At 64.1% G+C, this 26969-nt stretch carries 27 protein-coding genes; 6 read left to right on the forward strand and 21 right to left on the reverse strand.

What is annotated here, in order from left to right; all coding sequences use genetic code 11:
- Positions 1 to 4: 4 nt before the first annotated feature.
- The gene (eccE, locus tag QJS31_RS09980) at positions 5 to 1705 is read left to right on the forward strand and encodes a type VII secretion protein EccE (protein WP_306356496.1); all 1701 of its coding nucleotides are present in this window, start codon (positions 5 to 7) and stop codon (positions 1703 to 1705) included.
- A gap of 22 nt (positions 1706 to 1727) precedes the next feature.
- On the opposite strand, the gene QJS31_RS09985 is transcribed toward eccE, so the two are convergent.
- The 14 genes from QJS31_RS09985 to QJS31_RS10050 all read right to left on the reverse strand — a co-directional run bounded on the left by QJS31_RS09985 (position 1728) and on the right by QJS31_RS10050 (position 14262).
- A complete protein-coding gene (locus QJS31_RS09985) occupies positions 1728 to 2138 on the reverse strand; it encodes a DUF3592 domain-containing protein (RefSeq protein WP_306356497.1) in 411 nt (136 codons plus the stop codon).
- Positions 2139 to 2185: 47 nt separating this feature from the next.
- Positions 2186 to 4093 carry a serine/threonine-protein kinase gene (locus QJS31_RS09990; protein ID WP_306356498.1) on the reverse strand — a complete coding sequence of 636 codons (1908 nt, stop codon included), beginning with the start codon at positions 4091 to 4093 and terminating at the stop codon, positions 2186 to 2188.
- A complete protein-coding gene (locus QJS31_RS09995) occupies positions 4090 to 5982 on the reverse strand; it encodes a serine/threonine-protein kinase (RefSeq protein ID WP_282776056.1) in 1893 nt (630 codons plus the stop codon). The genes QJS31_RS09990 and QJS31_RS09995 overlap by 4 nt, the downstream gene beginning before the upstream one ends.
- A gap of 49 nt (positions 5983 to 6031) precedes the next feature.
- Entirely contained in the window at positions 6032 to 7243 is a 1212-nt protein-coding gene (locus QJS31_RS10000) for a hypothetical protein (protein WP_306356499.1), read from the reverse strand.
- Positions 7244 to 7296: 53 nt separating this feature from the next.
- On the reverse strand, positions 7297 to 8808 hold the full coding sequence (gene eccB / locus QJS31_RS10005) for a type VII secretion protein EccB (protein WP_306356500.1): 1512 nt from the start codon (positions 8806 to 8808) through the stop codon (positions 7297 to 7299).
- A gap of 117 nt (positions 8809 to 8925) precedes the next feature.
- Positions 8926 to 9225: a WXG100 family type VII secretion target gene (locus tag QJS31_RS10010; protein ID WP_306356501.1), complete on the reverse strand. Its 300-nt coding sequence runs from the start codon at positions 9223 to 9225 to the stop codon at positions 8926 to 8928.
- A gap of 40 nt (positions 9226 to 9265) precedes the next feature.
- Positions 9266 to 9565 (reverse strand): WXG100 family type VII secretion target, encoded by a 300-nt coding sequence (locus tag QJS31_RS10015; RefSeq protein ID WP_195145130.1) that lies wholly within the window; start codon positions 9563 to 9565, stop codon positions 9266 to 9268.
- Between the two features lie 101 nt (positions 9566 to 9666).
- Positions 9667 to 10455, reverse strand: a complete 789-nt coding sequence (locus tag QJS31_RS10020; protein WP_306356502.1) for an ESX secretion-associated protein EspG — start codon at positions 10453 to 10455, stop codon at positions 9667 to 9669.
- Positions 10452 to 11489: a PPE domain-containing protein gene (locus QJS31_RS10025; protein WP_306356503.1), complete on the reverse strand. Its 1038-nt coding sequence runs from the start codon at positions 11487 to 11489 to the stop codon at positions 10452 to 10454. The genes QJS31_RS10020 and QJS31_RS10025 overlap by 4 nt, the downstream gene beginning before the upstream one ends.
- 15 nt (positions 11490 to 11504) lie before the next feature.
- Positions 11505 to 11819 carry a PE family protein gene (locus QJS31_RS10030; RefSeq protein ID WP_029923697.1) on the reverse strand — a complete coding sequence of 105 codons (315 nt, stop codon included), beginning with the start codon at positions 11817 to 11819 and terminating at the stop codon, positions 11505 to 11507.
- Positions 11820 to 11847: 28 nt separating this feature from the next.
- Entirely contained in the window at positions 11848 to 13182 is a 1335-nt protein-coding gene (locus QJS31_RS10035; protein ID WP_282776046.1) for a hypothetical protein, read from the reverse strand.
- On the reverse strand, positions 13179 to 13493 hold the full coding sequence (locus QJS31_RS10040) for a hypothetical protein (protein ID WP_029923695.1): 315 nt from the start codon (positions 13491 to 13493) through the stop codon (positions 13179 to 13181). The genes QJS31_RS10035 and QJS31_RS10040 overlap by 4 nt, the downstream gene beginning before the upstream one ends.
- Positions 13494 to 13594: 101 nt before the next feature.
- A complete protein-coding gene (locus QJS31_RS10045; RefSeq protein ID WP_195119904.1) occupies positions 13595 to 13894 on the reverse strand; it encodes a YbaB/EbfC family nucleoid-associated protein in 300 nt (99 codons plus the stop codon).
- Positions 13895 to 13905: 11 nt separating this feature from the next.
- On the reverse strand, positions 13906 to 14262 hold the full coding sequence (locus tag QJS31_RS10050) for a hypothetical protein (RefSeq protein ID WP_282776041.1): 357 nt from the start codon (positions 14260 to 14262) through the stop codon (positions 13906 to 13908).
- Positions 14263 to 15464: 1202 nt separating this feature from the next.
- Between QJS31_RS10050 and QJS31_RS10055 the strand changes: the two genes are divergently transcribed.
- From QJS31_RS10055 to QJS31_RS10065, 3 genes are read left to right on the forward strand one after another with little or no spacing between them, the layout of a single operon-like run.
- Positions 15465 to 15797, forward strand: a complete 333-nt coding sequence (locus QJS31_RS10055; protein WP_282776039.1) for a hypothetical protein — start codon at positions 15465 to 15467, stop codon at positions 15795 to 15797.
- Between the two features lie 39 nt (positions 15798 to 15836).
- Positions 15837 to 16709 (forward strand): hypothetical protein, encoded by an 873-nt coding sequence (locus QJS31_RS10060; RefSeq protein WP_306356504.1) that lies wholly within the window; start codon positions 15837 to 15839, stop codon positions 16707 to 16709.
- The gene (locus tag QJS31_RS10065; protein WP_306356505.1) at positions 16706 to 17254 is read left to right on the forward strand and encodes a hypothetical protein; all 549 of its coding nucleotides are present in this window, start codon (positions 16706 to 16708) and stop codon (positions 17252 to 17254) included. Before QJS31_RS10060 ends, QJS31_RS10065 begins: the two co-directional genes overlap by 4 nt.
- Positions 17255 to 17376: 122 nt before the next feature.
- On the opposite strand, the gene QJS31_RS10070 is transcribed toward QJS31_RS10065, so the two are convergent.
- The 4 genes from QJS31_RS10070 to QJS31_RS10085 all read right to left on the reverse strand — a co-directional run bounded on the left by QJS31_RS10070 (position 17377) and on the right by QJS31_RS10085 (position 20647).
- Positions 17377 to 18153, reverse strand: coding sequence for an ESX secretion-associated protein EspG (locus tag QJS31_RS10070; protein ID WP_306356506.1), 777 nt, complete (start codon positions 18151 to 18153; stop codon positions 17377 to 17379).
- On the reverse strand, positions 18150 to 19838 hold the full coding sequence (locus tag QJS31_RS10075) for a hypothetical protein (protein ID WP_306356507.1): 1689 nt from the start codon (positions 19836 to 19838) through the stop codon (positions 18150 to 18152). Before QJS31_RS10075 ends, QJS31_RS10070 begins: the two co-directional genes overlap by 4 nt.
- A 112-nt stretch (positions 19839 to 19950) precedes the next feature.
- Positions 19951 to 20304, reverse strand: a complete 354-nt coding sequence (locus QJS31_RS10080) for a hypothetical protein (protein ID WP_306356508.1) — start codon at positions 20302 to 20304, stop codon at positions 19951 to 19953.
- Between the two features lie 166 nt (positions 20305 to 20470).
- Positions 20471 to 20647 carry a hypothetical protein gene (locus QJS31_RS10085; protein WP_306356509.1) on the reverse strand — a complete coding sequence of 59 codons (177 nt, stop codon included), beginning with the start codon at positions 20645 to 20647 and terminating at the stop codon, positions 20471 to 20473.
- 174 nt (positions 20648 to 20821) lie between these two features.
- Between QJS31_RS10085 and QJS31_RS10090 the strand changes: the two genes are divergently transcribed.
- Both QJS31_RS10090 and QJS31_RS10095 read left to right on the forward strand, forming a co-directional pair.
- Positions 20822 to 21709: a helix-turn-helix transcriptional regulator gene (locus tag QJS31_RS10090; protein WP_306356510.1), complete on the forward strand. Its 888-nt coding sequence runs from the start codon at positions 20822 to 20824 to the stop codon at positions 21707 to 21709.
- Complete coding sequence (locus QJS31_RS10095) at positions 21706 to 21912, forward strand: DUF397 domain-containing protein (protein WP_306356511.1); 207 nt, start codon at positions 21706 to 21708, stop codon at positions 21910 to 21912. Before QJS31_RS10090 ends, QJS31_RS10095 begins: the two co-directional genes overlap by 4 nt.
- Before the next feature lie 11 nt (positions 21913 to 21923).
- Here QJS31_RS10095 and QJS31_RS10100 read toward each other — a convergent pair whose 3' ends face one another.
- From QJS31_RS10100 to QJS31_RS10110, 3 genes are read right to left on the reverse strand one after another with little or no spacing between them, the layout of a single operon-like run.
- The gene (locus QJS31_RS10100) at positions 21924 to 23801 is read right to left on the reverse strand and encodes a serine/threonine-protein kinase (protein ID WP_306356512.1); all 1878 of its coding nucleotides are present in this window, start codon (positions 23799 to 23801) and stop codon (positions 21924 to 21926) included.
- Positions 23798 to 25669: a serine/threonine-protein kinase gene (locus tag QJS31_RS10105; protein ID WP_306356513.1), complete on the reverse strand. Its 1872-nt coding sequence runs from the start codon at positions 25667 to 25669 to the stop codon at positions 23798 to 23800. The genes QJS31_RS10100 and QJS31_RS10105 overlap by 4 nt, the downstream gene beginning before the upstream one ends.
- Positions 25666 to 26817, reverse strand: coding sequence for a hypothetical protein (locus tag QJS31_RS10110; protein ID WP_306356514.1), 1152 nt, complete (start codon positions 26815 to 26817; stop codon positions 25666 to 25668). Before QJS31_RS10110 ends, QJS31_RS10105 begins: the two co-directional genes overlap by 4 nt.
- Positions 26818 to 26969 lie beyond the last annotated feature (152 nt).

The following is a 26969-nucleotide window of genomic DNA, read 5'->3' on the forward strand; positions in this document are numbered from 1 at the left end:
CGAGATGTGGCTGTTCCGGAATCTGCCGCTGCGGCTGGTGATTCCCGTGGCGCTGCTCGCCGTGGCGGCATCCCTGATCGCCATCGCGTTCGACGCGCCGTGGTGGGGTACGGCCATCGCGACCGCCGTCCCCGCCCTCATCGGCCTGGCACCGGTCGGCGGCACTCCGTTGGGGCTGCGGCTGGGCAGCTGGGTCGCCTACCGCTGGCGGCAGTCTCGCCGCCGCGCCGCCGAGGACGAGGAGGCGCTCACCGATCTGCCACTGCCCGAGGGCGGCAGCTACGGCATGCGCTGGGACGGCACGCTCGTCACCACGATGCTCCGCATCGACCCGCCGCCGGACACCCTCACCCGGCTCCGTCGTGGTTCGCTGAGCACCGATCAGGTGCTGCCGCTCACCGAGATCGCCGACTGCCTGCGGCAATACGATGTCGAGCTGGATTCCGCCGATGTGGTCAGCACCGGCACCCGCACCGCCGGCACCGACGCCGTGCTCTCCGGCTACGCCGCGAGCGTCGCGCATCTGGGCCGCATGTACGACGAGATCCTCGGCCCGCTGCCCGCCATCGCGCATCGCACCGTCTGGATCATGCTGCGGTTCAACCCATTGGCCAATGCCAAGGCGGTGCAGAACCGCGGCGGGGGTTCGGAGGGAGCGCTGCGCTCCGCCATCACCGCCACCCGCCGCGTCGCCAACCGCCTCGCCGCCCGCGGCATCACCGCGTCGGTGCTCACCAGTTCCGAGATGACCGCCGCCATCCGCGAGATCACCCGCGGCATTCCGGTGCACGAGTTCACCGAGACACCGAAATCGCTTGCGCACGATGGCATTCACCTGACCACCTACCGCATCGGCCGCGATCTGTTCACCTCCGACGGTCTCGCCAAGATCTGGGCGGTCCGCAGCCTCGCCACCACGGTGACCGTCCGCCTGCGCCCCGTCACCGACCCCACCGCCCGCCCCGGCACCAAGGCCACCACCATCGAGGTGGATGCCCGCGTCCGCTACGACACCCGCCACGAGCCCGAGGTCCCGCCGGTGGACGGCCTGCACGAACTCCCCCGCCGCCAACTGTGGGCGCTGGTAGACACGCTGGCCTTCGATTCCCAGAACGCCCGGGAGAAGGGCTACCGCGGTCCGGTCACGGCCCTGTCCGGCATCGCCATCCCCACCGCGGGCTGCGGCCAGCTCATCGGCGCCGACGCCTCCGGCAGCGGTGTCGCCGTCCCGCTGATCGGTTCCGGCTCCCGCCGCATCGACATCATCGCCAGCCTGCACCTGGCCCAGCAGACCATCCTCCGCGCCATCGCGCTCGGCGCGGGCGCGGTGGTGCACACCTCCCGCCCCGCCGCCTGGCAGGGCATGATCGCCAATGTGGCCGCCCCCCACGCCCTTTCCCTGGCGTCCTCGGTCACCCACAGCACCCGCCACCAGATCATGAGCCCCAACGCCCCCCACCCGGCGGCCACCGTCATCGTCTTCGACGGCGTCCCCGCCAGCACTCCCCCGGGCTCGGCCTCGGTGATCACCGTGCTCGACCGCATCCCCGAGCACTACCAGCCGAACGCGGACGTCACCATCGTCCAGCACCCGAACGAACCGCAGACGGTCACGGTGCACACCCCGGCGACCCGCACCACGGCACAACTGGTGACGACGCCGACGGAACAGCAGCTGATCGGGGCGATGCCCGTGCGGCGCTAGACCCCCGCGCGACCGTGTCCGATCAGAGCCCGAATACGACGAAAACCACAGCGGTCCCGATGATCAGCAGCGCGCCGAGCAGGCAGAACAGCCACCCCGAACCGCTGCTGTAGCCCTCGATGGCCATCCGGTCGGGATCGGCCGGATCATAGTGCACCAGCACCTGCCGACCGGGCCGGAAATTGACGATCCACGTCTTGCCGATCGACGCCGCACGCTCCACAACCCGCCCATCGGCCGCCACCCACCGAACCACCGGATGGTAGAGCGTGCCATTGTTCCCCGAACTCGTCGCCAACCGCACCACTTCCCCATACGCCTTGGCCCCGTTCCGGCGCAATGCGCGGGTGCGCAGCACGAAGTTGGCGCCGACGGCGAAGAACACCGATCCCAGTCCGAGCGGGATGAGGGCAAGCAACCAATCCTTGCTCATCCGGTCCCTTCTGTGGCCCGCCACCCCGCGCGGGGCAGCTTCCGGCATCATCCAGGTTGCCGCGGCAGTCTGTCGATAGCCGTTCGAGCCACGGATTCCGCTGTGGCGCAGATCTGTTCGTTCATGCCCGCACCACCGTGCACCCTTACGTTCACGACCTCGGAGTCCGCGCCATCCTGTCGGAATACGTACGTGCGGTCGCATATCGCATCCACGGTCGAGGTCGGCGCGAGCAGCTGCCGCCCGTCCCCGAGCTCGATCACCGGGGCGTCATCCAGGTCAGCGCTGCGGCTGGTCGTGATCACGACGGATTCCGAGCCTTGCCATTCGCAGGAACGTGCCGAGGCCACGGACGGGGTATCGGGGACCGGACCGATGAGCGGGAGCAGGGAGGCCGGATCGGCGAGGCCGCACGGATCGACCGATGCCAGCGAACCCGCGATATTTGCCAGACGTGGAACCTCCTCGACCGCCAGTACCCGCAGCAGGATGTGCTCGAGCAGGTCGCAGGAGTCGGTGCCGCCACTCACGGTCAAACCCCATGTCGTGCCGTCGGAGACTCTGACCGAGCGTTCGCAGCCGTACCCGTCGGAATCGCCCACGATCGGCTGGCCTGCCGCGAAGGAACCCGCGGGGACCTCGACGTCAGTCCTCTCCGAGCGGTGCACTACGTCCCCTGCATTGAAGATCAGCTGGCGGTCGCCCAGACGAACCGCCGAATGACAGCCCCATTGGGAGAAGGGGACCAGTTGCCAGGCGGAAACCTCAGCGGGCACGTTCTGGGCGAGACCGGCTGGAACCGACGCTCCCAACGCCTCTTTCAACCACGAGCAGGTATCCGCCTCGCGTACCTGGGGCAACGTCAACTCTCTGGCCGCCAGCCGTGGTGCGGCGTCACTCGCCCGCACCCATGCCACGGTGGCGGTTACCCCCATCGCGACGGCCAGCACCACCGCGACGGCGATTGCCGCCCCGACGCGTCCCCTCCGCCTACGCGTCGGGTATGGCTGCTCGCGGCGGTCGCGCACCCGGCGGACGCCAGGCAATACGGAGGTGGCATCGGGGTCGGCCGCCAAGGCGGCCAATTCCGTACGCTGCCGCTCGATTTCGTGGTGGACCGGTGCCGGCCACGGCAGCCCGTGCTGTACCGGCTGGCCCAGGTAGTCCAGGATCTGTGCCGGTGTCGGACGTGCGGCCGGGTCCTTGCGCAGACAAGGTTCGATGAGATCGCGAAGTTCCGACGGCAGCGCCTCCAGGTTGGGTTGGGTGTGGGCGATATTGAACAGCGTGTACGCCAAGGAAGCGGCCTCGAAGGGACTGGATCCGGTCGCCGCCGCCATCAGCACCGAACCAAGCGAGAACACGTCACTGGCGGGTGTAAGACGTTGTGCCAGTGTCTGTTCCGGTGACATGTACGCGGGAGAACCGAGCACCGAACCGGTCTCGGTGAGTCCACCCGGATTCTCGCTCATGGACGCGATGCCGAAATCGATGACGCGGGGACCGTCGTCGGCGAGCAATACGTTCGCGGGCTTGAGATCCCGATGAACGAGACCAGCCTGGTGGATGGCATGCAATGCCGCCGCCAATCCGACGGTCAGCCTGCGTACCGCCTGCGGGGGCAGCGGCCCGTACTGGGATACGGCCTTGTCCAGGGGCATTCCGATGACGAATACCGAGGCCAGCCACGGTATGCCCGAATCGATGTCGAAGTCGATCACCGGCGCGGTGAAGGCACCCGACACCCTGGTGGTGGCGGCGACCTCGCGGCGGAAGCGGGCGCGGTACTCCGCCTCGTCGAGCAGATGCGGATGTACCTGCTTGATCGCAACCAGCCGTCCGTCGGCGCCGACGCCGAGCAGCACCCGGCCCATGCCACCGGCGCCGAGTTCGCCGAGGATCCGATACCGACCGACATGCTGAGGGTCATCGGCCTGGAGCGGCTGGATCTTCATGTCGTCAGCCGGGGAAGCACCGTGGAGAACAGGCGCGCAGCCCGATCGCAGGTATCGGGAGCCGAATGCCAACTGCCGATGGTTATTTTCACTATCTCGGCCCTATCGTCGCGAGTGGGGCGAGCCAGATAGGTCAGCTCACATTTCGCGGTACCGTGCGCTGCCTGAATGTCATCGACATAGACCGTTTCACCGTCGATCTGCCTCGGTTCGGTGCTGCGGCTGCCGCTGGAACGATCGGGCCGGGCGCCCTCGGTCAGCTCGAGCGACACGTAGTAGTCGTCGCCGGACCAGTAGCAATTGGTCGGAGCGCTGCGCTGCCGAACGGAGTTCCCGGTCAGCTCCGTGACCTTGGGCCGATCGACCAGATCGCAGGGATCGAGTGTCCGAATAGTCCCCGCGGGCAGGGCAAGTCGTGGCGGATTGACCGCCAGCCGGGTCACCACTGCTTGTATTCCGCGTTCGGCCGCCGGACATCCGTCGGTCCCGCTGCCGGACTCCCGCGCGGTGAATCTGACCGCGACACTCGGCCGTCCCTGCGACATGACCCACCGGTCACACGATGCGCCCTGGTCGAGCAGACCGTAGATCGGCATCCAGCCGGCCACTGCTCCGGTGGGCCGCATTCGATTTCGGCTCGTCGCGATGCCGACGCCGATCGACACGTCGAAGGTTCGTTCGGTTCCGACGGAGTCGGTGAACTCGGCGCGGCATTGGCCTGCGGAGTTGGTCGAGGGATCACCCGTACGGGCTCCGAATTCATCCCGCAGCGAGCCCTCCAGCAGCGCGCAGGGGTCGATGCTTCGCCACTGCTCGCCGGTGAGCGTCACCGCGAGATCGCTGGCGGGCGCCGCGTGCCCCGGCTGCTCGGCCCACCGATGTCCGGCATAGGCGGTGGCGATGAACAGCAGCAGCGCACCGAGCGCCGCACCGGCGAAGCGAACGGTGCGCCGCCGCCGCTCCTTCAAACCGGCCAGCTGGGATTCGTATCTAGCATGTTTGGCGGTGGTCTCGACCCACCAGTCCGAGTCGGAACGGTGCTCCGAGATGGCGTCCTGGACCGCCCCGGACCACACGGGCTCGGCCGCGATCGAACCGGCGGCTTCCAACAACTGTTCCGGTGTCGGACGCTGCCCGGGATCCTTCGACAGACAGCGCTCCACGATGGCGCGCAGCGGCTCGGGCACCCGAGATGTCTCGGGCGGGGTGTGTATGACGTTGTAGAGAACCTGAGGGGTCGCGGTACCGGCGAAGGGTCCCGCGCCGGTGGCGGCCATGACCAGAATGGCTCCCACCGAGAAGACGTCGGCGGCGGGTGTCAACGGCTGCCCCTGTGCCTGTTCCGGTGACATGTACGCGGGCGAGCCGATGACGGACCCGGTCGCGGTGAGCTCCGCGTCGCCCTCCATCGCTCGGGCGATACCGAAGTCGATCACGCGTGGCCCGTCCGCGGCCAAGAGCACATTCGCGGGTTTGAGGTCTCGGTGCACCAGCCCCGCCCGGTGTATCTCGATCAACGCCGAGGCCAAACCCGCTGCCAGCAAACGCAATCCGCCCAGGGACATCGGGCCGGTTGCTTCGATCACCGTCTTCAGGGACGGACCGGGGATGTATTCGGTCGCCAGCCACGGGGTAGCCGATTCGGTGTCACTGTCCACCACAGCGGCGGTGTACGCACCGGTCACCCGCCGGCTCGCCGCCACCTCCCGACGAAACCGTTCCCGGAACTCGGCGTTCTTCGAGAGGTGACGGTGCACTTGCTTGACCGCCACCAGCCGCCCGGACACGGACTGGCCGAGGAGCACCCGGCCCATGCCGCCCTGGCCGATCACGGCCACGATTCGATTTCGCCCGAGCTGGCGCGGGTCGTTGGAACCCAGCCCCTTCATACGTCTACCTCCGTGCCCCCGCGGTATCGAGGCCGTCTTGTGATGGCCCTCATTCGCCGTCTTTCAGCAGGGCGTATTGGGCGGCTGCCAACTGCCGGACATCGGACTCCCGATCGCTGAAAACCTCGGCTACGACATTTCGATGCGGGATGACGCAGCGAAAGCGGCGCGCCTGCGCCTCCGTCGGATTCGGCACGCTGGCCTGGAAACAGTTGATCTCGTCCGTACCCGAAACGCCGTCCATCCGTACGTATTCCGAAACGGTCGGCGTCTCCGACAGGTAGCCCGCGAAGTTCACGGCGGCCCCGGGATCTGTCAGGGCGTACAGATACTTGTTGTCCGACACCGCGATCGACGTAACCCCCCGTTGCTCGAACTCGCGCACCAGGTCGGCGGGATCCTGACTGGAAAGCACGGCATAAGTGCGCAGACCGTAAACCGCGAAATCGCGCGCGTCCGGGAGATTGTCACCGGTGCCGACCAGTCGGGTCAGCAGTCCGTCGTGATCCATCGGCAGGGCCTCGAGCCCGTCGGGTGCTACGGCCGCGTACCCTTCCAACCGCCGTGCCTGTTCGCGATAGGTCTTGGTCAACAGAGCGGTGAGTTGGTCGAGTCGAGGTTCCTGAAGCTGGGCGATGACATGGACGACAACCGATCCGACCGCCATCCAACTGCCGACATTGGCGTATGAGGGAATCCAGTGCGTCAGTGCCGCGGGATAGTCGGGCAGGGACACCGGGGTATTGGAGGCGTTCAGTCCGAAATCGGCGGCGGCCATGGCTCCTGCGGCCGCGCCGGCCGACTGTTCGTCCGGAAACGCCATGAGGGTGACGCTCACCAGCGGCTGCTCCGAATGCTCACCGAGATAGGGCGAGTCCGCCGCCTCCGCCGTGAAGCCCGCGTACGGATTGAACGGCTGGGCCGCTACCACCTGGTGCGTCTGGATTCCCGACCACGCCCCACGCTCTCCGAGGGGCACCGCGGCGTAGCGCTGCACCGCGACTTCAGGCGCGATCTCACTGCCGAACACGATGTGCTCGCCCAATCGCAGTGACTCCACGAGCATTCCGCGCGCCCGGTCCGGGCGGACGTCGAAATCGCCTTCGGGAGGTTGCGCGGAGTACGTTCCGAAATCGGTCGTCGAAATCGTTCCCGGCGGCGCATCCGCGGTGCCCCCGCATCCGGCGACAACGCCGGACAATGCGGCGATGACACCGGTCGCCGCCGCACGGTGAATCCGGAATCGCACGATCCCCCCCATTTCGATCCGCTACCTTCGCGGACGCTGTCCAGACGTACTTTCGAATTGCGCGGTCAGCCGCTTGCCGACACGGAATCGTGACTGACCAGGGCGTCCTGTTTGCTCAGGGTGGGTCCGGGCACGAGTTGGCCGATGATGGCCCACGGTGCGAGATTCGGAGTATTGCCGAGGCCGAGTACGGACGCGGTATCGAGATCGGGCACACCGTAGCGGATCCCGTTGTCCGCGACGTAGAACAGGCTGTCCCGCCGCTGGCTGCCCGGCTCGACTCCGGTGACCCGCACGAATTCCCCTGTGGTCGGCGGGATATAGACACTGTCGATGCGATCACCGGTGCCATCGGACGTCGCCAGGGCCACCGGCTTCGCCGAATCCGAGAGCGGCAGCCGCGTCCCCGAGAGCAGCGTGACCGTCGCGCGGTCGGCAGGCCCTTCGGTCGCATCGGCTTGCAGCAGCCCGGCGCCACCCGACTTCGACCATGTGATGCAGGCCACCGGATGGTCCTCGGCCGCGATCACGGTCGGAGTGTCCTCGGGGAAGTCGTCGACCGGGAGCGTGTGCACCGTATTGATTCCGCTGAGCAGGTCCGGCGGTATCGACGGGATATCGCTCATACCGCGAGAGTCGGTATTCCGGATCACCTGGGCGGTGAATTCGGAAACGCGCTGCACACCGTCCTGGAGCACGACGTACAGGTCGGATGCGTCGGCATCGCTGAGTCCGGTCACCCGGATGACGCCACCGATCGGAATATCGGCGAGCCGTCCGGGTCCGGGCTCACCGCCGCGCTCGATCACCGGCGGCGTCAAGGACGGAACCTCGGTCGCCGCACCGAGCAGGCCCGCGGTAATCGGCCGCGGCTGTTGATCAGCCAACCGCAGCGATCGCTGCATAACCGCATTCGCCGTATCGATTTCGGCGCGTTTGCCGTCGTAGATCAGGTACGTCTTGTCGCCCGAACGCACCAGCAGCGCATCATTGTCGGCGACATTGTTCATCCGGTCGCTGAGCTCCAACTTCCCGGCGATCGCGGTGGTCGTCGCACCCTGCGAGGCGGCAGCCCCACCGGACGCGGACAGCTGAACCGTATCGCACAGCGTCCACTGCGACCGGTCACCTTGACCGGAACCAGGCAGCGCCGCGGGCGCGCCGGGTATCCCGAGCAGCGGCCCACGTGGCAGCGAATTGAGCTTGTTGTCCTTGACCGACGTGGGAGACTCGTTGCTTCCCATAATCAGTCGCGCCGAGGCCAGATTCAGCACCGGATGCAAAGTCTTGGCATTCTCGTCGTTCTCATCCGGCACGACGACATACAACGCGCCACTTTCCTTGCCCATCACGATATTCGCGTCCCCGATCGACCCCTGCGGCCGAATGAACGACATGATCACCGCACCGGCGACAACCAACAATGCCAGCACTGCACCGACCACCAGGGAACGGAACTGCGCCCGCATCGGATCATGCAACATCCGCACATCGCGACGGATCAGGGCATGATCGAGCCGACGAAGAAGAAAACGGTACCCGTTGACCTGGGCCCGGGTGGTCAATTGGGCTGGCACTTGTCCTCCGTCGAACCGTGAATTGCGGTCACAAGACTACTGGGTGATCTTCCGCAAGCGGAACAGGCAGCCGCGCACCCCTTCCGATCGAGAGGTGCGCGGCTGCTGTGTGTTGGATCAGAAGGCGCCGAATGCGCCAGCGATCTTGTTGTCGGCCGAAATAGCGTTGCCGAGAGCCTGGCTCACAGCGGTACGCAGTGCATCCAGCTTGACGTTGGTGTCACCAAACTCCGTGACCCACTTCGTGTGCGCACCTTGGAACGCGGTGGCGGCTTCACTGTCTTCCCATGCCACGTTGATAAGGTTCCGCGCGGTGGCGTTCAGTGTATCGATTTGACCATCGAGGTTCTTGTAATGCACCTCGAGCTTATCGATGAACTCGTTCATCACCACCGGGTCATACTGCATGTTGTCCATAGCTATCCTCCTCTTCAGATTACGGTCAGGCTGGCGATCTCTAGACCAGGTTGGTCAGCGCCGCGGCGTTGTCGGCGTTGACATTCTCCAAGGTCTGATTGCCTTCTTGGACCTGCTCGGTCATGGCGTCGAGCTTGTTGTTAAGCCGCGTCGCCTCTTCGTTCCATGCAATAGAGGAGTCGTGCATCGCCTTGGACGCAGTCCCCTTGAACCCGTTCGTGATGACCCACTCGGTGTCCTCGCCCACCTTGGAAAGCGTCGACTTGATCGCCGACACGGCATCCAAGAATTCGTTGACAGCCTGTGCGGCGGCCTGCGCGTCGAGATTTACCTTTGCCATTTTCCTCTCCCTACTTTTCGTTCTCGAGTCCGACCACGGGAGTGCCCATCAATGCACCACCCTGATATCGGCGAAGATCAACTATCCGGCTCATATATGAGTTACGACAGCCACCTTCCCCCGGGCAGCCGGTCGACCAATCCCGAAATCGCCTGTGCGACCCGATGATCGGTGCCCGGTGTCAACGTGGACCAGAGTTGCTGGTCCAATGCAGTACCGGGTGCGGCCACGATGCGGCCCTGGGCAGTGTCATACACCACCACGGCTCCGGGTACTCGGTCCGTCACGCCGTCGGCGTAGGCATAGGCCACCACCTCGGCGTAAGCCTTGCAGGATGCGAGTGCGAGACCATAGGCGCTGGCTTCGGCCTCCTCGAGGCCGTAGCTGTACACAGCACCCGCGTAGTCCTCCGATGTCGTTGCGGCATCGAAGCGTTCGAGTAGTTCTGTGGAGGGCGCGCTGAAGTTTGCTACTTCCGCGGGCGGACATCCACCGAGCGCGTCGATGATCGGGCGTGCCAGCGACTCGGCCGAGCCATCGGACCACAGCGTGCGGATTTCGAGGTTGTCACCTCGTCGCACCGCCACCGCCTGGCTGTCTCCGCGCCGCGCCGCGCACACTCGTGTCTGCCCGTCCTCGGAGAAGACCCGCACGGCCAACTCTCGTTCGGGTTGGGCGAGTACGAACATGGCTTCGGCCGTGTCGGGTTCGACATCGCCGCGACCGTCGATCACCCGACCGGAGATCAGTTCCGCGCGGGCCCGCTCCTGCGCGAGAGCCCAGTCACGATGTGATTCCTGTTGCGGCCCAACCGAAAGTACGAGCGGCAGGGTTTGCACACCGAGGTGCCCGGCGAGCGCGATCACGCCGTCATTGGTGAGAGTCGTCATGACGACGCCTCCTCACTTCTGCCCGACTCGGTGGGCTTGGCGCTCTCCGCGCCCGCGCTGCCCGCGTTGAACGCGATATCCGGAACCGCCCGCTGCGTATTCGGGTCCAGGCCGCCGAGCACCGCCGGGGCGACCTGTACCCCGGCGTTCAGACCGAGGTCGGTGTCGCCGGCCGGCATGCCCGCTAGATCCGAACGTGTGGTGTGTCCCTCTTCGGACTGCCCGGCACCCGCCGCCATCGCGGCCGGAGCCAGCGGCATGGCCGTGCTGTGCTGGATCGTCGAGACCGGCTGTACCTGCGTCCGCTCGGACTGTGTGACTGTGACCGGGGTGGTGGTTCGACCGCGGTAGTCGGTCTTCACGGGTGCGATGCTGATCGGAGCGATGGGATACCCCGGGACAGCGCCGGGCGACAGCGCAGTCGACTGGCTCGGGTCCGTCGCTCCGGGTTCCGCACCGCTGGCGGCCACCTCGGGCACAACGACAGGCGGAGCCTCGTGCTCCCACGGGGTCGCCAACGTCTCGGTCGCGGCCTCGTAGGTGCGCATGACCCGCGCCGCAACGGCTTTCGCCGCGTCAGCATCGCCTTCGACCTGTGAGATCTTGGCGAGCATCGGCGCTCCCATTGCGGTGCCGACCTGTTCCATCAGCTTCTGCAGGTCGCGCAGCGCTTCCGTCTCCTGCGCGTCGGGCATGGCCAGGCGCGCGATCTCGTAAGCGACAGCATGTGCTTCGGCCTGCGTGGCATTGCCGGCGGCGGCCGCCGCAGAGGATGTCAGCCAGTCTCGCAACATGCGGAACCGCTCGATGGCGGGTCCGCTGTTACTGGATTCCCACGCCGTGCCGAGCGTCGTGAGGATCCGGTCGTACTCGACGGCCGCCGCCGCGAAGCTCGCGCCCAACCGCGCCCACGCGAGCCCGGCCTCGGCCGCGGGCACCGCGCCCGCACCCGTCACCAGGTCTCGGGCCAGCTGCTCCGGCGGCCTGGCTTCCCAAACCGTCCCGGTGAAGCCGGGGTTCTGTGGTTCCAGCATCGGCGGCGGTTCCGATCAGACCGCGAAGCCGAGCGCGCTCTGGCTCTCGACCTGTCCGAAGTTGGTGGTCTGCGCGCGCAGCGCGGTGGCGAGCCGGCGCAGCTCGCTCACGCCGTTGTCGGCGCTCTGCTGGAACGACGCGGCGACCGCGTTGAGGGTCTGCGTCGCACGCACCGAGACCTCGTCGGAACCGGCGGAAACCAGAGTGAGCTTGGGCTGTTCGTCCCGCACACCCCCGGCGAGGCGGTCCGCGAGGGCGTCGAGCTGGGCGGCGGCGAGCAGAGCTGATTCGGGATCGAAACGAAGGCCGGCGAATTCGGTGGTAGCCATGGTGGTTTCTCCTGTTGCCCTTGGCGTTTCAGAGGGTTAGCGCTTTGTCCGGCGGCTCTTCGATCGGGGCCACGCCACCGATCACGGGGGTGGACACGCCTTCGACGACGCCGACCACTTCGTCGCCGTTCACGCCGGTGACGAGGTTGGAGCGGTCGTTCGAAGCGGTCTCGTCGGCGGCACCGGCACGATTCGCCGCACCCGCGCCGCCGCCCATGCCGGACATCATCGGCGAGGTCGACATGCGGCCGGTCTGTGTCGTGGTGCCCGTGGAGGTGCGAGCCGGAGCGCCGGATCCGGTCGGCTCCCCGAACGATGTCCTGGTCAACGGGGTATTGCTGGGCGAGGTCGGGCTCATGGGCACGCCGCCGCCACCGATGATGGAGCCGCCGGGAGTCGAATCGTCGCCGTCGATCTTGCCGCTCGGGTCATCGCCCAGCCCATCCGTGGTGGGACTGTCGGTGGTCTTGGACGGGTTGGTCGGCGTGGTCGTCGGCGTCAGCCCGCTGAGCAGCTGCTGACCGGTATCGGTCGCCTTGCTGATCACCTGCGCACCGCTGCTGACCACCTCGCCGCCCTTCTCGGCGACCTTGGTCGCGAGTTGCGCGGCGGGCTGCGCCAGCGGCTGCACCGACTGCGCGACCATGTTCGCCAATTGCACCGCATCGGCGACGGTGGGCGCGCCGGTGACCGGAATCTTCATTCCCGCACCGACGATCTGAGCGGTCTTGACACTCAGCTCGCCACGGGTCTTGGCGGCGATGATGGTCGCCTCGCCGACGACCTGGGACGCCAGGCCGAGCAGCACCGGGAAACCCGGCGGTGTCACGAAGAACGGCGCACCGGCGATCACCTCGGCGACGAATTTCGCGATGACACCGCTGAGTTCCGCGTATCCCTGGGCGACGACCCGCTCGGCGTCGAGCAGGATCGCCTTCTGCTGAAAGCCCTGTGCCTGCACCCGCCCGGTATCGTCGACGACGCTCAGGCTCTTCTGCTTGGCCTTGACCGCCGCCTCGCTCTGCCACCCGGCCGAGACCTGGTTCAGCGCCTGCATGGTCGTATCGTTCGCGCTGCCCAGCGCATTCGTGACCAGCGAGAATAGATCGGTGGGATCGAATCCGCCGCCGCCCAGACTGCCGCTGCCGAATCCCGACAGCAGCTCCACCACAGGTTGGATCAGCACCGTCGGATCAATGGACGGCAGGGTGATCTCCGGCATGGCAGGCAATTGTGGAAGCTGCGGCAGCTGGGGAATACCCAGATCGCGCAGCACATCGGCGACCGGACGATCCAGCATCGAACCCACGGGGCTGGTACGCAGTACGTCCAGCACCGTCGGGTTCAGCGTGGCGTCACTCACAGCGAGTTGACTGCGAAGCTGATCGCCGACGCGAGTTCGGTGCTCTCGTACAGCGCGACGCCCGAGTACGCGGCGGCCGCGGTCTGTCCGTGCACGGCGGCGATCTCGGCCGTCGACAGCAGATAGTTGGCCTGCGCCTGCGCGAAGGCGATGAGGAAGTCCTGACCGATCAGCCCGAACACCGGTACCGCCGATGCCAGTGCCGCCGCCGAATCGGCTGCGGCAGCACCGGCGACCTGCGCCGCCGTCGCGGCCTCGGTGCTACCGAAAGCTGTGATCTCCGCGAACTCGGCCTTCACCAGGTCGCCCATTGTGTTCCCTCCCTGACGATCGATCTTGGGTGAAGAGTACTGGCACGAAAATGGTTGCGCCAGTTGGTTAACAATTTCAAAAGGTCCGCTTAACCTGGCGGCTAACCAGCGAACTCCTCGTTGAAGCGAGTCATAAGCTCTGCCCGCTTCGTGAACGCGTTCCGCGCCGCCGCATTCGCGGTGTCGACAACAGCGCGCTCGAACTCGTCGGGCGACATCCGCGCAATCTCGCCGGAAAACTCCAGATCCCGCAGTGCGCCATTGCCGTCGACCTCGACGGTCACCGCGCCGTTCTCGGACGTCTCTCGCCCGCGTACGGCGGCGAGCTCGTCCCCGAACTCCTGGAACCGATACATCTGCTGGCGAACGCGCGTCTCCAGCTCATCCCACGACCCGACCACGTACCCCTCCCCTACACGGTCCCGAGCCAGCTCTGCGGCTCGGTCTCGTACTCCTGCTCCTCGACCAGTTCCAGACGTGCGACGTCGGCCTCGGTGGGGAGTCCGGAACGCTGCAGCGTCTCCGCGCTCACGCCCGCCTCCTCCAACTGCTTGCGGCGCTCGACACCCGCGCGAGCCGCGCTGCGCTGACACAGCCGCAAGACCTCGGCCGCGAGTTGTGATGGATCACGATGCAATTCGGAAGGATTGACACGAATGGCCACGGGCAGGCCCTGCTCAGTGGTTCGCACCTTGATCGAGCCGCTGAACGTGGCCGCGGAGAACGTCAGAACCGTCCGTTCTGCCGCGCTGGGCTCATCGCCGCCCATACTGGTACTCCCTCCCGCGTATCCCAGTGTGTATACCTACCATACGACAAGCAGGCCGCACCACATGGCTCTGGCGTGAACGGTCAGGTTGACATGAACAGTCAGCCATCTGCTGTTCAGATCGACGGGCACCACATGAGATACACTGCCGCCAAATCGCGACGTGGACTTGCTCCATCTAAAGAGGGGGATAATGGCATGACGTTCGAGGCATTCGGCCCGATGCGCCCTTTGGATTTCGCCGAACCATCACAGATTCAGACGCCTGACACTTGCAATACGTAATGCGAGGGCTAGATTTACAGGGAAACCTCATCATGTCGCAGGCCTAGGTCACGGCTTAGCTCCCGTGCACTCTGCGCGCATTAAGGTCTCGAGTAGCAGGGCTCTTTTGCACCGCCGACGAAATAACTAGGAAACGCGATTGAAATGAACATACGCTATGTTAATTACGGTTCCGATGATGAGCAAGAAGAAGAACCCTCGGTTCAGTCGGCAGAGATCAGAACCACTGAGACTGAGCACGCAGCAGGCTCTCCGTGGATCAAAATGCATCTTGATTCCGGGCTTCTGCCAATTCGGCTCGAGTTTAGTAGTAGCTGGGCTTTCGAGATCTCATCACATGAAGTAGATCGAGAGCTAATGAAGGCATACGAAGGCGCGGTTCTAAACATACTGATTCGCACTTTCAAAGCACATGGCGGTCGGCCGAACCGGCCACTCGCTCATGCGAATCGTATTCCCACTTTACGAGAGCAGATCTGCCTTCTATTGCAGACGGAAACATGGGAACAGTACCAACAGACCGCAAAGTCTTTGCGAACATTTGGAAAATATACTGCACACGGACCCACAATGATCCAGGACGAACCGGTCTTCTCGATGACAGCCGATCGAATGCAGGTAAAATCATTTCGAACATGGCCGATATGGCAGGGCAGTATCGACTCATTATCCCTTGAACGAGAGGTGCTCGCATGCACACAACAAATCCGACAATTACGTCCAAAAGTAGATCCGAACAGCAACTTCTCGCGGTACTCCGACCGACACCTCGATGAGATGCACCAACAGCATCGAATTCGCCTATCGAGATATTGATCACCCAAGGCTGCACCCAGAATCTTACCACCGCGCACCGAGAACCTCGCGACACAAACAGCCCTATTCGAAGCTAGCCAATCTATGAAGGATTTGACACTATGACCGAAAAGGTTTACATCGACGCCCTCAAGAGGTTGAAAGACACCGCCCCCGAGTGGGAGGATGCCGCGAGATTCCTCGGATCTGCAGGCAAGCTGATTGAGCAGGTCAGCATCAACGAGAACGATGCAGGCCCCTTCTTTAGCAAGGTATATACGCAATACATGAAGCCTGGGTCAGAAGAGCCGAGCTTGCCCGCTTTCGTTGATGGGATACTTAGGGATGGAGCAAAACACTGCCTTCAGATCGCAGCAACGTTGCGTCAAGCCCACGATGACTACACTGGAGTCGAAGAACTCGGATCGCGGACATTTACCAATCTCAATAATTAGAAAATTTCATAACACCGCCCGTCAAGAATGATGTGATTCATGAGTGAAGATGAACCAGCAACCGTAGGTAGCAATATTCAGGCGTCCATCACCGCCATCGATGGAAAGCAGCCCGAGTTTGACAGCCTTTCAACGAAAGTGGAAGACTCCTACAATTCTGCAATAAAATGGGCTTCAGCAGGTGCTGCAGCAGGCGGAACGCTATTACTCGGACCATTCGGTGGCCTAATTTCGGGGGCAGTCGCGTACGACTACCTGGAAACCGATCGTGACAGAATCGTCAAGCTAATAAAATTAGCTCTTGATGGCGATCCCGAGAAGGGCATACCAGGACTGGTTACCTTTATGAACTGGTACAATTTCCCGGTCAAACTTATAGAAATTGGGGACACCTGGCGCAGCATTGCGGGCGAGGTAGTAAAAGGGTACAACGAGAGCAACGATCAAACAAAACTTTCCGCCCACTGGCAGAGTCCGGGTGCACGCGAGTACGGTGATGCTCGTGAACGTCAACACGCAGGGTTTGTCGCGGTGGAAAAGGTGTGCATCGACATAGCCGAACAGCTTGAGCAGATTGCTCGGGATGTCAGGAACTACTACACTGAGCTGTCTGAGAATGTACTTGAGCTTGTGGAAGCAGTTACAGTGACGATAGCCAGCTGCAATCCTGCTACACTTATCGCCAGCACCGATTCATTTGTTAATGGCATCGCAGGTATACAGCAATCAATAAACAGCGCCATTCAGTCAATAAAGACTGCCTCGGAATCTGTCCAGATCTCATTGAACATCATGAATCAAACGACGGTACAACGTGGCCTTCCGTCACAACAGTGGCCGACTGCTGATACTGACCGATACGACGACGCCTCTGGGTGGTCGATAATCGCCTTGGATGGAGGCTACAGATGAGGAAAACGATCCTACTCGCCGGCGTTGCTCTCCTTGGTGTGACAGCATGCGGTGACCGAGTCGAGTTGAGCACTAGACACAACTCCGAAGCTCATGCGTCAGCATATACTGTCGGCGACCTCTGTCAGGGATTTCTAGAGTTTATACAGAATGAACTCCAGGTGATGGATGCCACATGGAGCCCCCCTGAAGGCCACCAAGAAGACTCATCAATTGGATTCTCCGGGATCTGTAAGATTGGTACAACGAATTACGGTGCATCAGTAGCCAACCTCCAGGCTTGGAATCCACAGCTGAAAACTGTAAGAGAACCCGACAGTGAAGGATACCAACGCCAGGAAGGTTATGATGATTCTCATGTGTGGATTAGCGATGATAACGAATTCTACGTCCAGGTTGATGAATGGGTAATGGACCTTTATTTCCGCAAGAACGGACCGATAGAGACAGCAAGTGGCGACCTCATCTTCGACGAGAACACGAATGGCAAAATAGTTCAGTATCTGGATCGTACTGCCCGAGACATTGGCGCCCGTCGTAAGTGACAAGGTTGAGGACTACACAAGCCGGTAGCACTGTCACCCAGAAGCTTGTGAACCCAGCTGTCATACTAGGTAGCTGGGTCAGGTTCTATTCTCAATCTGAATAGCCCTTTGTGCGGGAGAGCCTAAGCCCTCTCATCCTTAATCGTTTGGACGATATCCGCTACGCGAATATTGATGATCGCCTTCAGTCTGGCCGCGTCGCTCGTCATCGCCGTCCACGGCGCGGAGTGCCCGATGACATAGCGACCATCGTCCGATAGGTCCCGAAATTCGATGCGGTGCGCGTTGATTCCACGTGGACCAAATTTCGACTCGCCTTGGCTGATCTCGATAATGCCGATCCGATCGTGGCGAGCGCGAAGAAATGCGCGGACATGCTCCTCGGCGTCATCACCCGGCGCAGCTACCGGCGATACCCCGAAGGAGTGGTCGTGGTTCTCGACTGCCGCCGACAGTGGAATATCGCCCCGCCCGCCAGGTTTCGCCTCGGGCAATGCGGCGACCACGGCGTCCGCCAGCGCCAGGGCATGACACTCGATGATCGTGAACCCACCGCTGTGCCTCGGGGTCTCACCGGGCAGTTGCGCGACGAGACAACCACGGTCGCCTCGACGTCCGGCCAAGAGTCGGATCCAGCCGTCCGCTCGCTCCGGAGCCTGCGCGTCCCAACTCTGTACCGCCACCCGAATGTCAGGGTGCGCCAGTGACTCGAACACACGGACCAGCGCAGCGTCCACTTCGTCTCGCACCCGGAGCGACGTCTCGTATCTCTCGCGTTGAAAGTCGTCATACAGTGGCGTACGGCTGGTGAAAGTGAAGGGGTGTGGGAGGAAATCTCCGGTCAGTTTCTCCCACAGCACAACGAATTCCAGATCCCCGAAGTGCCAACTGCGGTTCACGTGTCGGCGACCGGCTTCACTGCGGTCGGCAGTTCACCGAGAGCTTCGGCGAGATGTGAGCGGTCTTCGAGGAAACTCGCTCGCTTGTATTCCTTCTCCTGGCTTTGCCCCGCACCAGCGGCACCGGCCGCGCCCATCGGCATCATGCCGGGTGCGGCGTAGGGCGAATTCGATGATGGTGTGCCCGCGGTTCTCGCTGTCGAGACTTCTTCCGCGATATTCGCTCGGGGATAGAGGTTCGAGGTGGGAGTGTCCGAGAGCGTGGTTTGCGGGGTGGCCGATGGACCACCACCGCTACCGGTGGGCACGGCGGATTCCGGTGTGCCGTTCGCGGGATCGTCCTGGGCGAGTTGTGGTTCCTCGAGTTGGTCTTCCTCGTCGGATCGGTCGTCGAGTTGCTGAATCTGTTCCTGCACGGACTGGATCGCCTGTTGCACTGTTTGCGCCACCTGCTGTGCTACCTGCCCAGCCATTTGCAGAGCTCCCTGTGCCAGTTGCGTCAACTGCTGGGCGGGGTCTTCGGTCGACGGAGCCGGTGTATCCGTAGCCGGGCTGGGCTCGGGAGCCTGGTCCTCCGGCTGCTGTGGGTCCTGTGGGTCGACTTCGGTGGTCGGCGCGGTGGGGGTCTGCTGTGCGGGACTGCCGCCGTCGGTGACCGGAGACGTGTCGGCTCCGGTCGGGCTCTGCGGCACCGTGGCGGGGTTCACGGGGTTGGTCGGCGGATGTAGTTTCGGGGTCGCCGTGTTGTAGTCCGCGATTCCCGCCACGTATGTCCGGCGGTAATTCTCGCGAAACTCGTTGGTGCGATCCGGGACGGCTTCGGCGGGGACAGCCAGTCCTTGTTGACCGGACGACGTCGAATAGGCGGGATTGCGTTGCTCAGTCGGCATGCTGTTCTTGCAGGCTTGCAGCCAACCGGAGATGCGGCCGAGCCCCTCGCCGATCGTCTTGATGCTCGCGACGAACGCGACGAGATTGTCGGCGTACGAACTGGCCGCCGATCTCGCGGTGTCCCCGGAACCGCCCGCCCATTTGTCGTTCGAACCGACAATCTTGGTGCTGAGCTCCGGAACCGCACCGCTCAACTCGGTGGCGATGAATCCCCAGACCGACCCGATATAGGCGACAGCCGGGGCGTCGATGCTCTCGCGCAGTTGGTAGAGGTCCTCCCAGGACTTCGACTCGGGGTTCTCGGCGCTGATGGCATTCGCGCCGGACGGTGACGTCGCGGCCGGTTCCTTGGGCTCGAAAGCGGGGACCTCGCCCCCGCCGCCCAGTGCCGGGTGCGGTGTGGTGAAGCTGCCGCCGAGTGGGCGCTGAATGCTCTCGAATGCCCTGACGGATTCGTCCTCCGCACCGGCGAAAGCCTTACCTGCCGCCTTGTACGTTGCGACCAGGTCATCGAGTGTCGTGATATGAGTCTCGAAGTAGGCAGCGAGGTCGGCACCGGCACTGGAGTACGCCCGTGCGAGATGGGTTCCGGACTCGAAGAGTTCGGGCGGACCCGCGAATGCCGCCAGCGTACTCACCTGGTCGGCGAAAGTTCGCAGCGCGAGCAGCTGACCGAGCACGCCATTGCAGGCATTGACCATATCCGCGACGACACTCGCGTCGAAGAGAAGCTGACCCCCGCCGTTTTCGGCCTGCGACTTCAGACCGCCGAACCGAGTTCCACCATCAGTCATTGATTCGGTTCCCCATCACCCGCGAACGCCCCCGGTGTGTCGCCATGGGTCCGACCGTATCACGGTGTATTCCGGTCGGCTCGCCGTCGATACCGCACCTACTGCTCCCCCGTCACTCACGGATCAGAGCGGAAACATGCTCGTCGGACGCACGGAACTGCCGGACCACGCGGATGGGAATGATGCCGTCCTCAGGTAACGCACGACGCAACAGATCACCCCTCCGTTTCATCGCGACACTGAGGATATGCGAGGCGTTAGCCAGTGCTTCCGCACTCGTCGCGCCAGTGCTCGCCGATGGCCGCTCTCGGTGCGCGGCTTCGGCGGCTTTCAGCGCGGCGCGTGCCTTGTCGACGGCTGTGACAGCCGCTTCGATCTCGGCGGCGGGAATCGGACAGCGCCACTCCGGTATCGGCGTGACCAACGGGTCGAGGGCCTCGCGGGCCGCTGCTTGGGACGGCACCACGCGGTGACGCAGTCGCCGTGGATGCGTTCGAGGAGCCGGGCGACCGCCGCACTGTTGCGTGTGTTCACAGGCAGGGGGCCGGGATCGACGCGGCACTCGTAGATGGGGTAGAGCGTTTCGGCCACCTCGTGCGTGCGGCTCTCCACATGCTCGAACTTCGCGGTGTTCATCGCGATGCGCCTGCTTCCTCGTGCTGCACTCGGGAGATGATCGCCGCGGCGGTCCACTTCTCCACCTCTGGATCCCTCGGCCGGTGCCGCCTGACCATCGACACCAGCGATACGTGCACGACCGCCAGACCGCTGTAGACCACGAGCAGAACCTGCAACGAGTCGAGAACCATGGCCACTCCTTGAAGCGTCGAGAAGAGTTGTGTGAGTAGGGATCCAGCACAACAGCTCACAACGGCGCGGAGAATGCCGAACAGAGAATTTCTGGAGATCGGCGTGTCATCCCAGGTGGATTGCCAGACTGAGAACAAGCACTTCTCAGTTCGGCAATCGCAATGGGAGTTTCGATGGTCACCGAGAAGCCCACACCGTCACTGCCGCATCGGCAGATGGGTCGGTACCTGCGCAGAGCACGCGAGGCACAGAATCTCAGTCAGGGCCAGGTCGCGGCGATGGCTGATTGGAGCGTCAGCACCCAGTCCAGGTTGGAACGGGGCGAAGTCGGCCGTCTACGGCAGCGCGATATCGAACTCGTGTGCCGGAGTCTGGGTTTGACCGACGACGAGACCGCAGCCATGGCTGGGATGTTCAAGCAGGGTGCGGAGAAGACCTGGTGGCACAGCTTCGGAGATCTCATCCCGGAGAGCTTCAACGTGTACATCGAGCTGGAGAACGAAGCTCGCACCCTCGAGATATACCGACCCGACCTGGTGCCCGGGCTGCTGCAAACCGCCGGGTACGCGCGGGTTCTCGATCGGATCTATTTCCCATACGCGACCGAAGAAGAGCAAGTCCGGCGTATCGAACTGAGGATGAAGCGTCAGCGGATTATCACCCGAAGGGCATCACCGGTTGTAGTCGATGCTGTGCTTCACGAAGCAGTCGTGCATTCCCGGGTCGGCGACAGGGTGACCATGGCTGCTCAGATGCGCCACCTGGCGGAGTTGAGCACTTCACCGAACGTCTCCATTCGTGTCCTCCCGTTCAGTGCGGGCTTCCCAGTTGGCGGCCCCGTCGGGCCTTTCGTCATCCTGGGCTACGGCGCTGACGGCGGGTCCACGGCGGCCGACCCGACCGTTGTCTACGTGGAGGGGTTCACCGGCGACCTGTACCTTGAGGGCAGGTCGCAGGTTCAGAAGTACAGCGCGGCCTGGGCGACTATCCACCATGCCGCTCTGGACGTCGTCGCTAGTCGAACCTTGCTCCGGCAACGGTTGAAGGAGTTCATGACGTGAACAATGATCTAGCTCAGGCTGTTTGGCACAAGAGCACACGCAGCTCCATGGGCAAGGAATGCGTGGAAGTCGCGTTTCTCACCAATGAACAAGTCGCCGTTCGCGATTCGAAGCACCCCTCCGGACCCGCGCTGCGGTTCAGCGGCGCAGCGTGGGCCGCGTTCACCGCCGCGTTGGCGGGCAGCGAATTCGACTTGCCGTAGTCTGCGGGAACTCACGCGGGCAAGTTGCCGACGGCCGACCGCATCACAGATTCCACTGTTGCGCAGGATATTTCCGTTTCCTTGTACGCGCCCGAGGCGTAAACCTCCAGAACCTCGGTCCGACCCCCGATTTCACGATAGGGGTAGATGCGAGTGCAGCCGTACGAAGACTCTTGTGAGGGGCTCAGTACCGACAGCCCGTCACCGAGGTCGATCGGGTGGCCGGACATCTCGTCGGGTTCGTACTGGCGCAGCTTCACGCGAACGTCCGAGCGGCCGGTCCACAGACAGGAGTGCGCGTCGGACTCCGCAGGGGCTGGCGGCAATTCGCCGAGGAGCGGATTCAGTTCGTCGGGTCCCAAGAGGGTGCAGGCGTCAACGCGTGCGAGGGATTGCGCTATGTCTTGCATACGTGGGATCGCGTTGCGAGCCGACATCACCCGGGAGAGCACGAACTCGGCAAGGGCACAGTTGTCGGCCTGGAGCGTGTAGACCTGCGATCCCCATTTCCGACCTGCCTCACCGAGTTCGAGATCACGTTGGCACCTGCTCTCACTATCGAACGCCATGACCGGCCTGCCGTCGATCTCGGAACCCGTGGGTTTCGAATAAGTGAAATCGAGCAATGTCCCGGGTTCGACTGTCAGGCTTCGTGTTCCCGTGCTTGCCCTGCATCCCCAACTGGATGTCGGCGCCCAGGACCACTCGGCGACCTGGACCGGCCACCCGGCTGCCGCCTCCGCCGGGATCGTCGAGCCCAGCGCCTGCTCGATCCAACGGCAGGTATCTGCCTCCCGGACGGCAGTGAGGGTATCCCGCGTGGCCGTATCGGCGCTGCGACCAGCCCAGACCGCGGCGGTCGCCGCCACCATCGTGAGGACGAGCCCGGCCAACGCCGCGAACAAGACTTTGGATCGCCGTCGGGCCCCAGAACGCGGTGCGAGGCGTGCCGTCCCGCGCGTCCGGCCCGATGCGGAAATAACCTGTGTCGCATCGGGATCCGCAGTGATCCCCGCCAATTGCCCGGCTAGGCGATCGATATCGGCATGCACAGGCATCGGCCACGGGCTCTCATCGCTCCATGAGTGCCCGAGATGGTCGAGTATCTGTGTCGGCGTGGGCCGGGCATGTGGATTCTTGTGCAGGCAGGCGGCGATCAGTGCGCGCAGCTCCGGTGGCACCCGCTCCAGATCAGGTTCGGCGTGCGCGATATTGAACAGTGTGTAGGCCAGCGAGGGGGCCTGGAACGGGCTAGTTCCGGTCGCCGCCATCGCCAGCAGGGAGCCGAGCGAGAAGATGTCGCTGGCCGGTGTCAGCGGCTGCGACAGTGCCTGCTCGGGCGACATGTATGCCGGTGAGCCCAGCACCGAACCGGCTTCGGTCAGCTCGCTCGTGGTTTCGATCGGCTGCGCGATGCCGAAGTCGATGACGCGAGGACCGTCGGACGCCAGCATGACATTGGCGGGCTTGAGGTCCCGGTGGATCAGCCCGGTCTCGTGAATGGCATGCAGAGCCGTCGCCAGACCGACCGCGAGGATTCGAACGGACCGCACCGGCAGTGGGCCGTGCTGAGTAACCACCTTGTCCAGCGGCAGGCCGACCACGAAGACCGAGGCGAGCCAGGGTGTCGGGCTGTCGACATCGAAATCGAGGACCGGGGCCGTGAACGCGCCGGACACCTGGGCCGTCGCCATGACTTCGCGCCGGAACCGAGAGCGATACTCCGCCTCGTCCAAGAGGTGCGCGTGCACCTGTTTGATCGCTACGAAGCGACCGTCCGGCCCGATGCCCAGCAGCACTCTTCCCATGCCGCCGGAACCGAGTACTCCCTGAAGTCGGTACCGACCGATATGGTTCGGGTCGTCCGGTGCGAGTGGTTGTAACTTCATTTCGCGAGCTTCGGTACGAGGGCGGTCATCACCTGTTTGCCACGCTCGCAGGCTCCCGGTTCACGGGCCCAGCTGGCCACGTTGACCTTCGCTACCTCGGCCTTGGTCCCCTCGAGCAGCCGGACCATGTATTTGTAGTCACATGAGCCGTTTTTGGCCTCATCGTCCGACATGTACACGGTGGCGTCAGCCATTTGGACCGGCGTGCGACTGCCTCGATCCGGGCGCCCCTCTTCGAGCAGTTCGAAGTCTATGAGGAAGTCGCTGCCGTATATCCAGCACCGGTGTGGATCGCCCGATACCTTCTCTCCGGGATCACCGGCGGTGTTCCGAGCAAGCTGCGGATCGAGGATCCCGCAGGGATCGATCCGAAATACCGAGTCATCGGGGAGGTTCCGAAGTGGCGGATTCACGGTAAGGCGCTCGACGACCTCGATCAGAGCGGTTTGACCTATCTCCGCGCACGGCGCCTCGCCGCTCACCGAGTACGCCTCCAAGGTGAGCACGACGGGAGCGCCGCTCTGTACCGCCACCGAGCGAGAGCAGGTCTGAGAGTTCTGCTGTTCCGATTTGAAGATCGGCATCCATGCGACCGTGGTTCCGGTTGGGACCGCCGCTGATTCACCCCAGGGCCAGCCGTAGTACAGGCTGAGCCAGAACTCCTGTCCCGCGTCATCGGTGACGGATGTGTTGCACAACTCAGGATTATCCGGTGCCTTGTCTTCCAGTGTCCCGAGCTCCCCGATCACCGGTTCTTCCAGCAGTGCGCACAAATCCAGCAGGCGCAGCTCCTCGGCGCTGAGCGCCAATGACGGGTCGGTCATGGGTACGGCCTGCCCCGGCTGACTCGCCAGGTCCCGCGCGGTGGCCGCGGTACCGCCCACCACCAGCAGACTGGCGGCCGCTGCGGCCGCAACGCGGAGTGAGCGTCGGCGACGGTGCCGGGCCGCGGCCAACCGGTCGCGGTGCCGAGACTCCTTCGCGGCCTTCTCCACCCACCAGTCGGTCTCGGCTTGGTGCCGCGCTATCTGTTCACGCACCGCAGGTGGCCACATCGGTTCGGCAGCGATCCGGCCCGCGGCCTCGAGCAGTTGTTTCGCAGTGGGGCGTTGCGCCGGATCTTTGGCCAGGCATGCGTCGACGAGTGGACGCATATCGGGGGGCACCCCGGTGGTGTCCGGCTCGGAGTGCATGACGTTGTACAGGATCTGCGGCGTGGACGTACCGGAGAACGGGCTGCTGCCCCGCGCCGCCATCGCCAGGATCGCCCCGACGGAGAACACGTCGGCGGCCGAGGTCAAGCTGCGACCCTCCGCCTGCTCGGGAGACATGAACGCAGGAGAACCAATGACGGAACCAGTCGCGGTCAACTGCTGATCACCTTCGAAGGCTCGCGCGATGCCGAAGTCGATGACGCGCGGGCCGTCCGCCGCCAACAGCACATTGGCCGGTTTGAGGTCGCGGTGCACCAGGCCCGCACGATGGATCTCCACCAGTGCCGACGCCAGCCCGGTCGCGAGGAGCCGCAGGCCGCCCAGGTTGAACGGCCCACACTCTTCCACAACGGTCTTCAGCGCGGGGCCCGGGATGTACTCGGTTGCGAGCCAGGGGTTCTCGGCCGTGGTGTCGCTGTCCACCACAGCGGCGGTGTACGCTCCGGCGATTCGACGGCTGGCCTGAACTTCCCGGTCGAATCGGGCACGGAAGTCAGCGTCTCCGGCCAGGTGCCGGTGAATCTGTTTGACCGCCACCAGCCTGCCGGTCGGGGCACGTCCGAGCAGTACCCGGCCCATGCCGCCCTGGCCGATGACGGCTATCAGGCGGTTTCGGCCCAAGATACGCGGGTCCTTGGGGCCCAGCGGTTTCATGCGCTTCCCTCTCCCAGAGCGGCGTACTGAGCGGCCGCCAGCTGCCGCACATCGGTCTCCTGGTTACTGAAGACCTGTGCCACGAACTCGTCGCGTGCGATGAGACAGCGGAACCGTCTGGCTTCCTTCTGAGTTGTGGACGGCTGCGTGGCCCGGTGACAGGTGATGTCGGGAACTCCCGAGACCCCCCGCAGCGGGACGTATCCCAATCCGTCATCGACCGAAGCCAAATACGCAACGACATCGGCCGCTTGGGCCGAGTCCGAAAGCTGGAACAAAAACTTGTTGTCGGACACAGCGACTGAGGAGACTCCTCGCGAGGAGTAGTTCGCGAGCGCATCGGCCGGATTGTCGACCAACAGCGAATAAGCCCGCGGCCCATAGACGGCGAACAGGCGGTCGTGAGGCGTGTAGTCGCCAGTTTTGATCAGTCGCGGCAGCAGCTTGTCCGGATCCATACGCAGATTAGGAATGTCTGCTTCCGGCGTCGGCGTGAACGATTCCAGGTCAGCCAATTGTTTGCCGTAGGCCCGGGTCGCCGAATCCACGAGCTGCTCCAAGTTCGGCTCCGGGATCCGCGCGAATACCCGGATGACCACCGATTTCCAGGCCAGCCAGCTACCGATGGTCGGCACGCCTGGCCGCCAGTGACTGAGCGCTGCCGGGTACGCGTCTACCGTTACCGGCACGTTGTCGGCATTGGTTTCGAAGTCGGCCCGGGCCATGGCGGCGGCCGCAGCAGCAGCGGACTTCTCGTCGGGCAGCGCGATGAGGGTGATCGAGAGCATGGTCTCGGTCTGATCGTCCCCGCCGTATCCCTTGTCTGCGGCTATGGCCCCGTAGGCGCCCAGCACGGAAAAGTCGTCGAGAGCAAACCGCTGTGGCGAGGAGATCATGCTCGACACGCCTCGGTAGTCGGCGATGACCCCGCCCCCACGCCCCTCGGTAAGCACTGGATCGATCTCACTCGCATAGGCCAAGTGCTCCCCGAGGCGCAACGATTCCACCAGAATCCCGCGTGCCCTGCTGGGATGGTCGTCATAGTCGCCGTCGATGCGCTGAGCCGGATAAGGACCGAAATCCCGGGCCGGATCCTTGTTTCCGTCCGAACACCCGGCCGAAACAATGGCCGTGGCGGCGAGCGCCACGGCGGCAAGCCGGTGGTACCGCAACCGCATCTCCCCCTAGGTCCGCCGCCGTGCCAGCGACCGGACTTCCTACCTTTGATCCCCGCCGGAATGCCGACCGGTCCGCGTCAATCTAACAGCAGTCCGCGCGCCGCCCCACTCCAGCGGAACGC

Origin of the sequence: Nocardia sp. CC213A (assembly GCF_030766805.1) — a bacterium.
GTDB classification, from domain to species: domain Bacteria; phylum Actinomycetota; class Actinomycetes; order Mycobacteriales; family Mycobacteriaceae; genus Nocardia; species Nocardia otitidiscaviarum.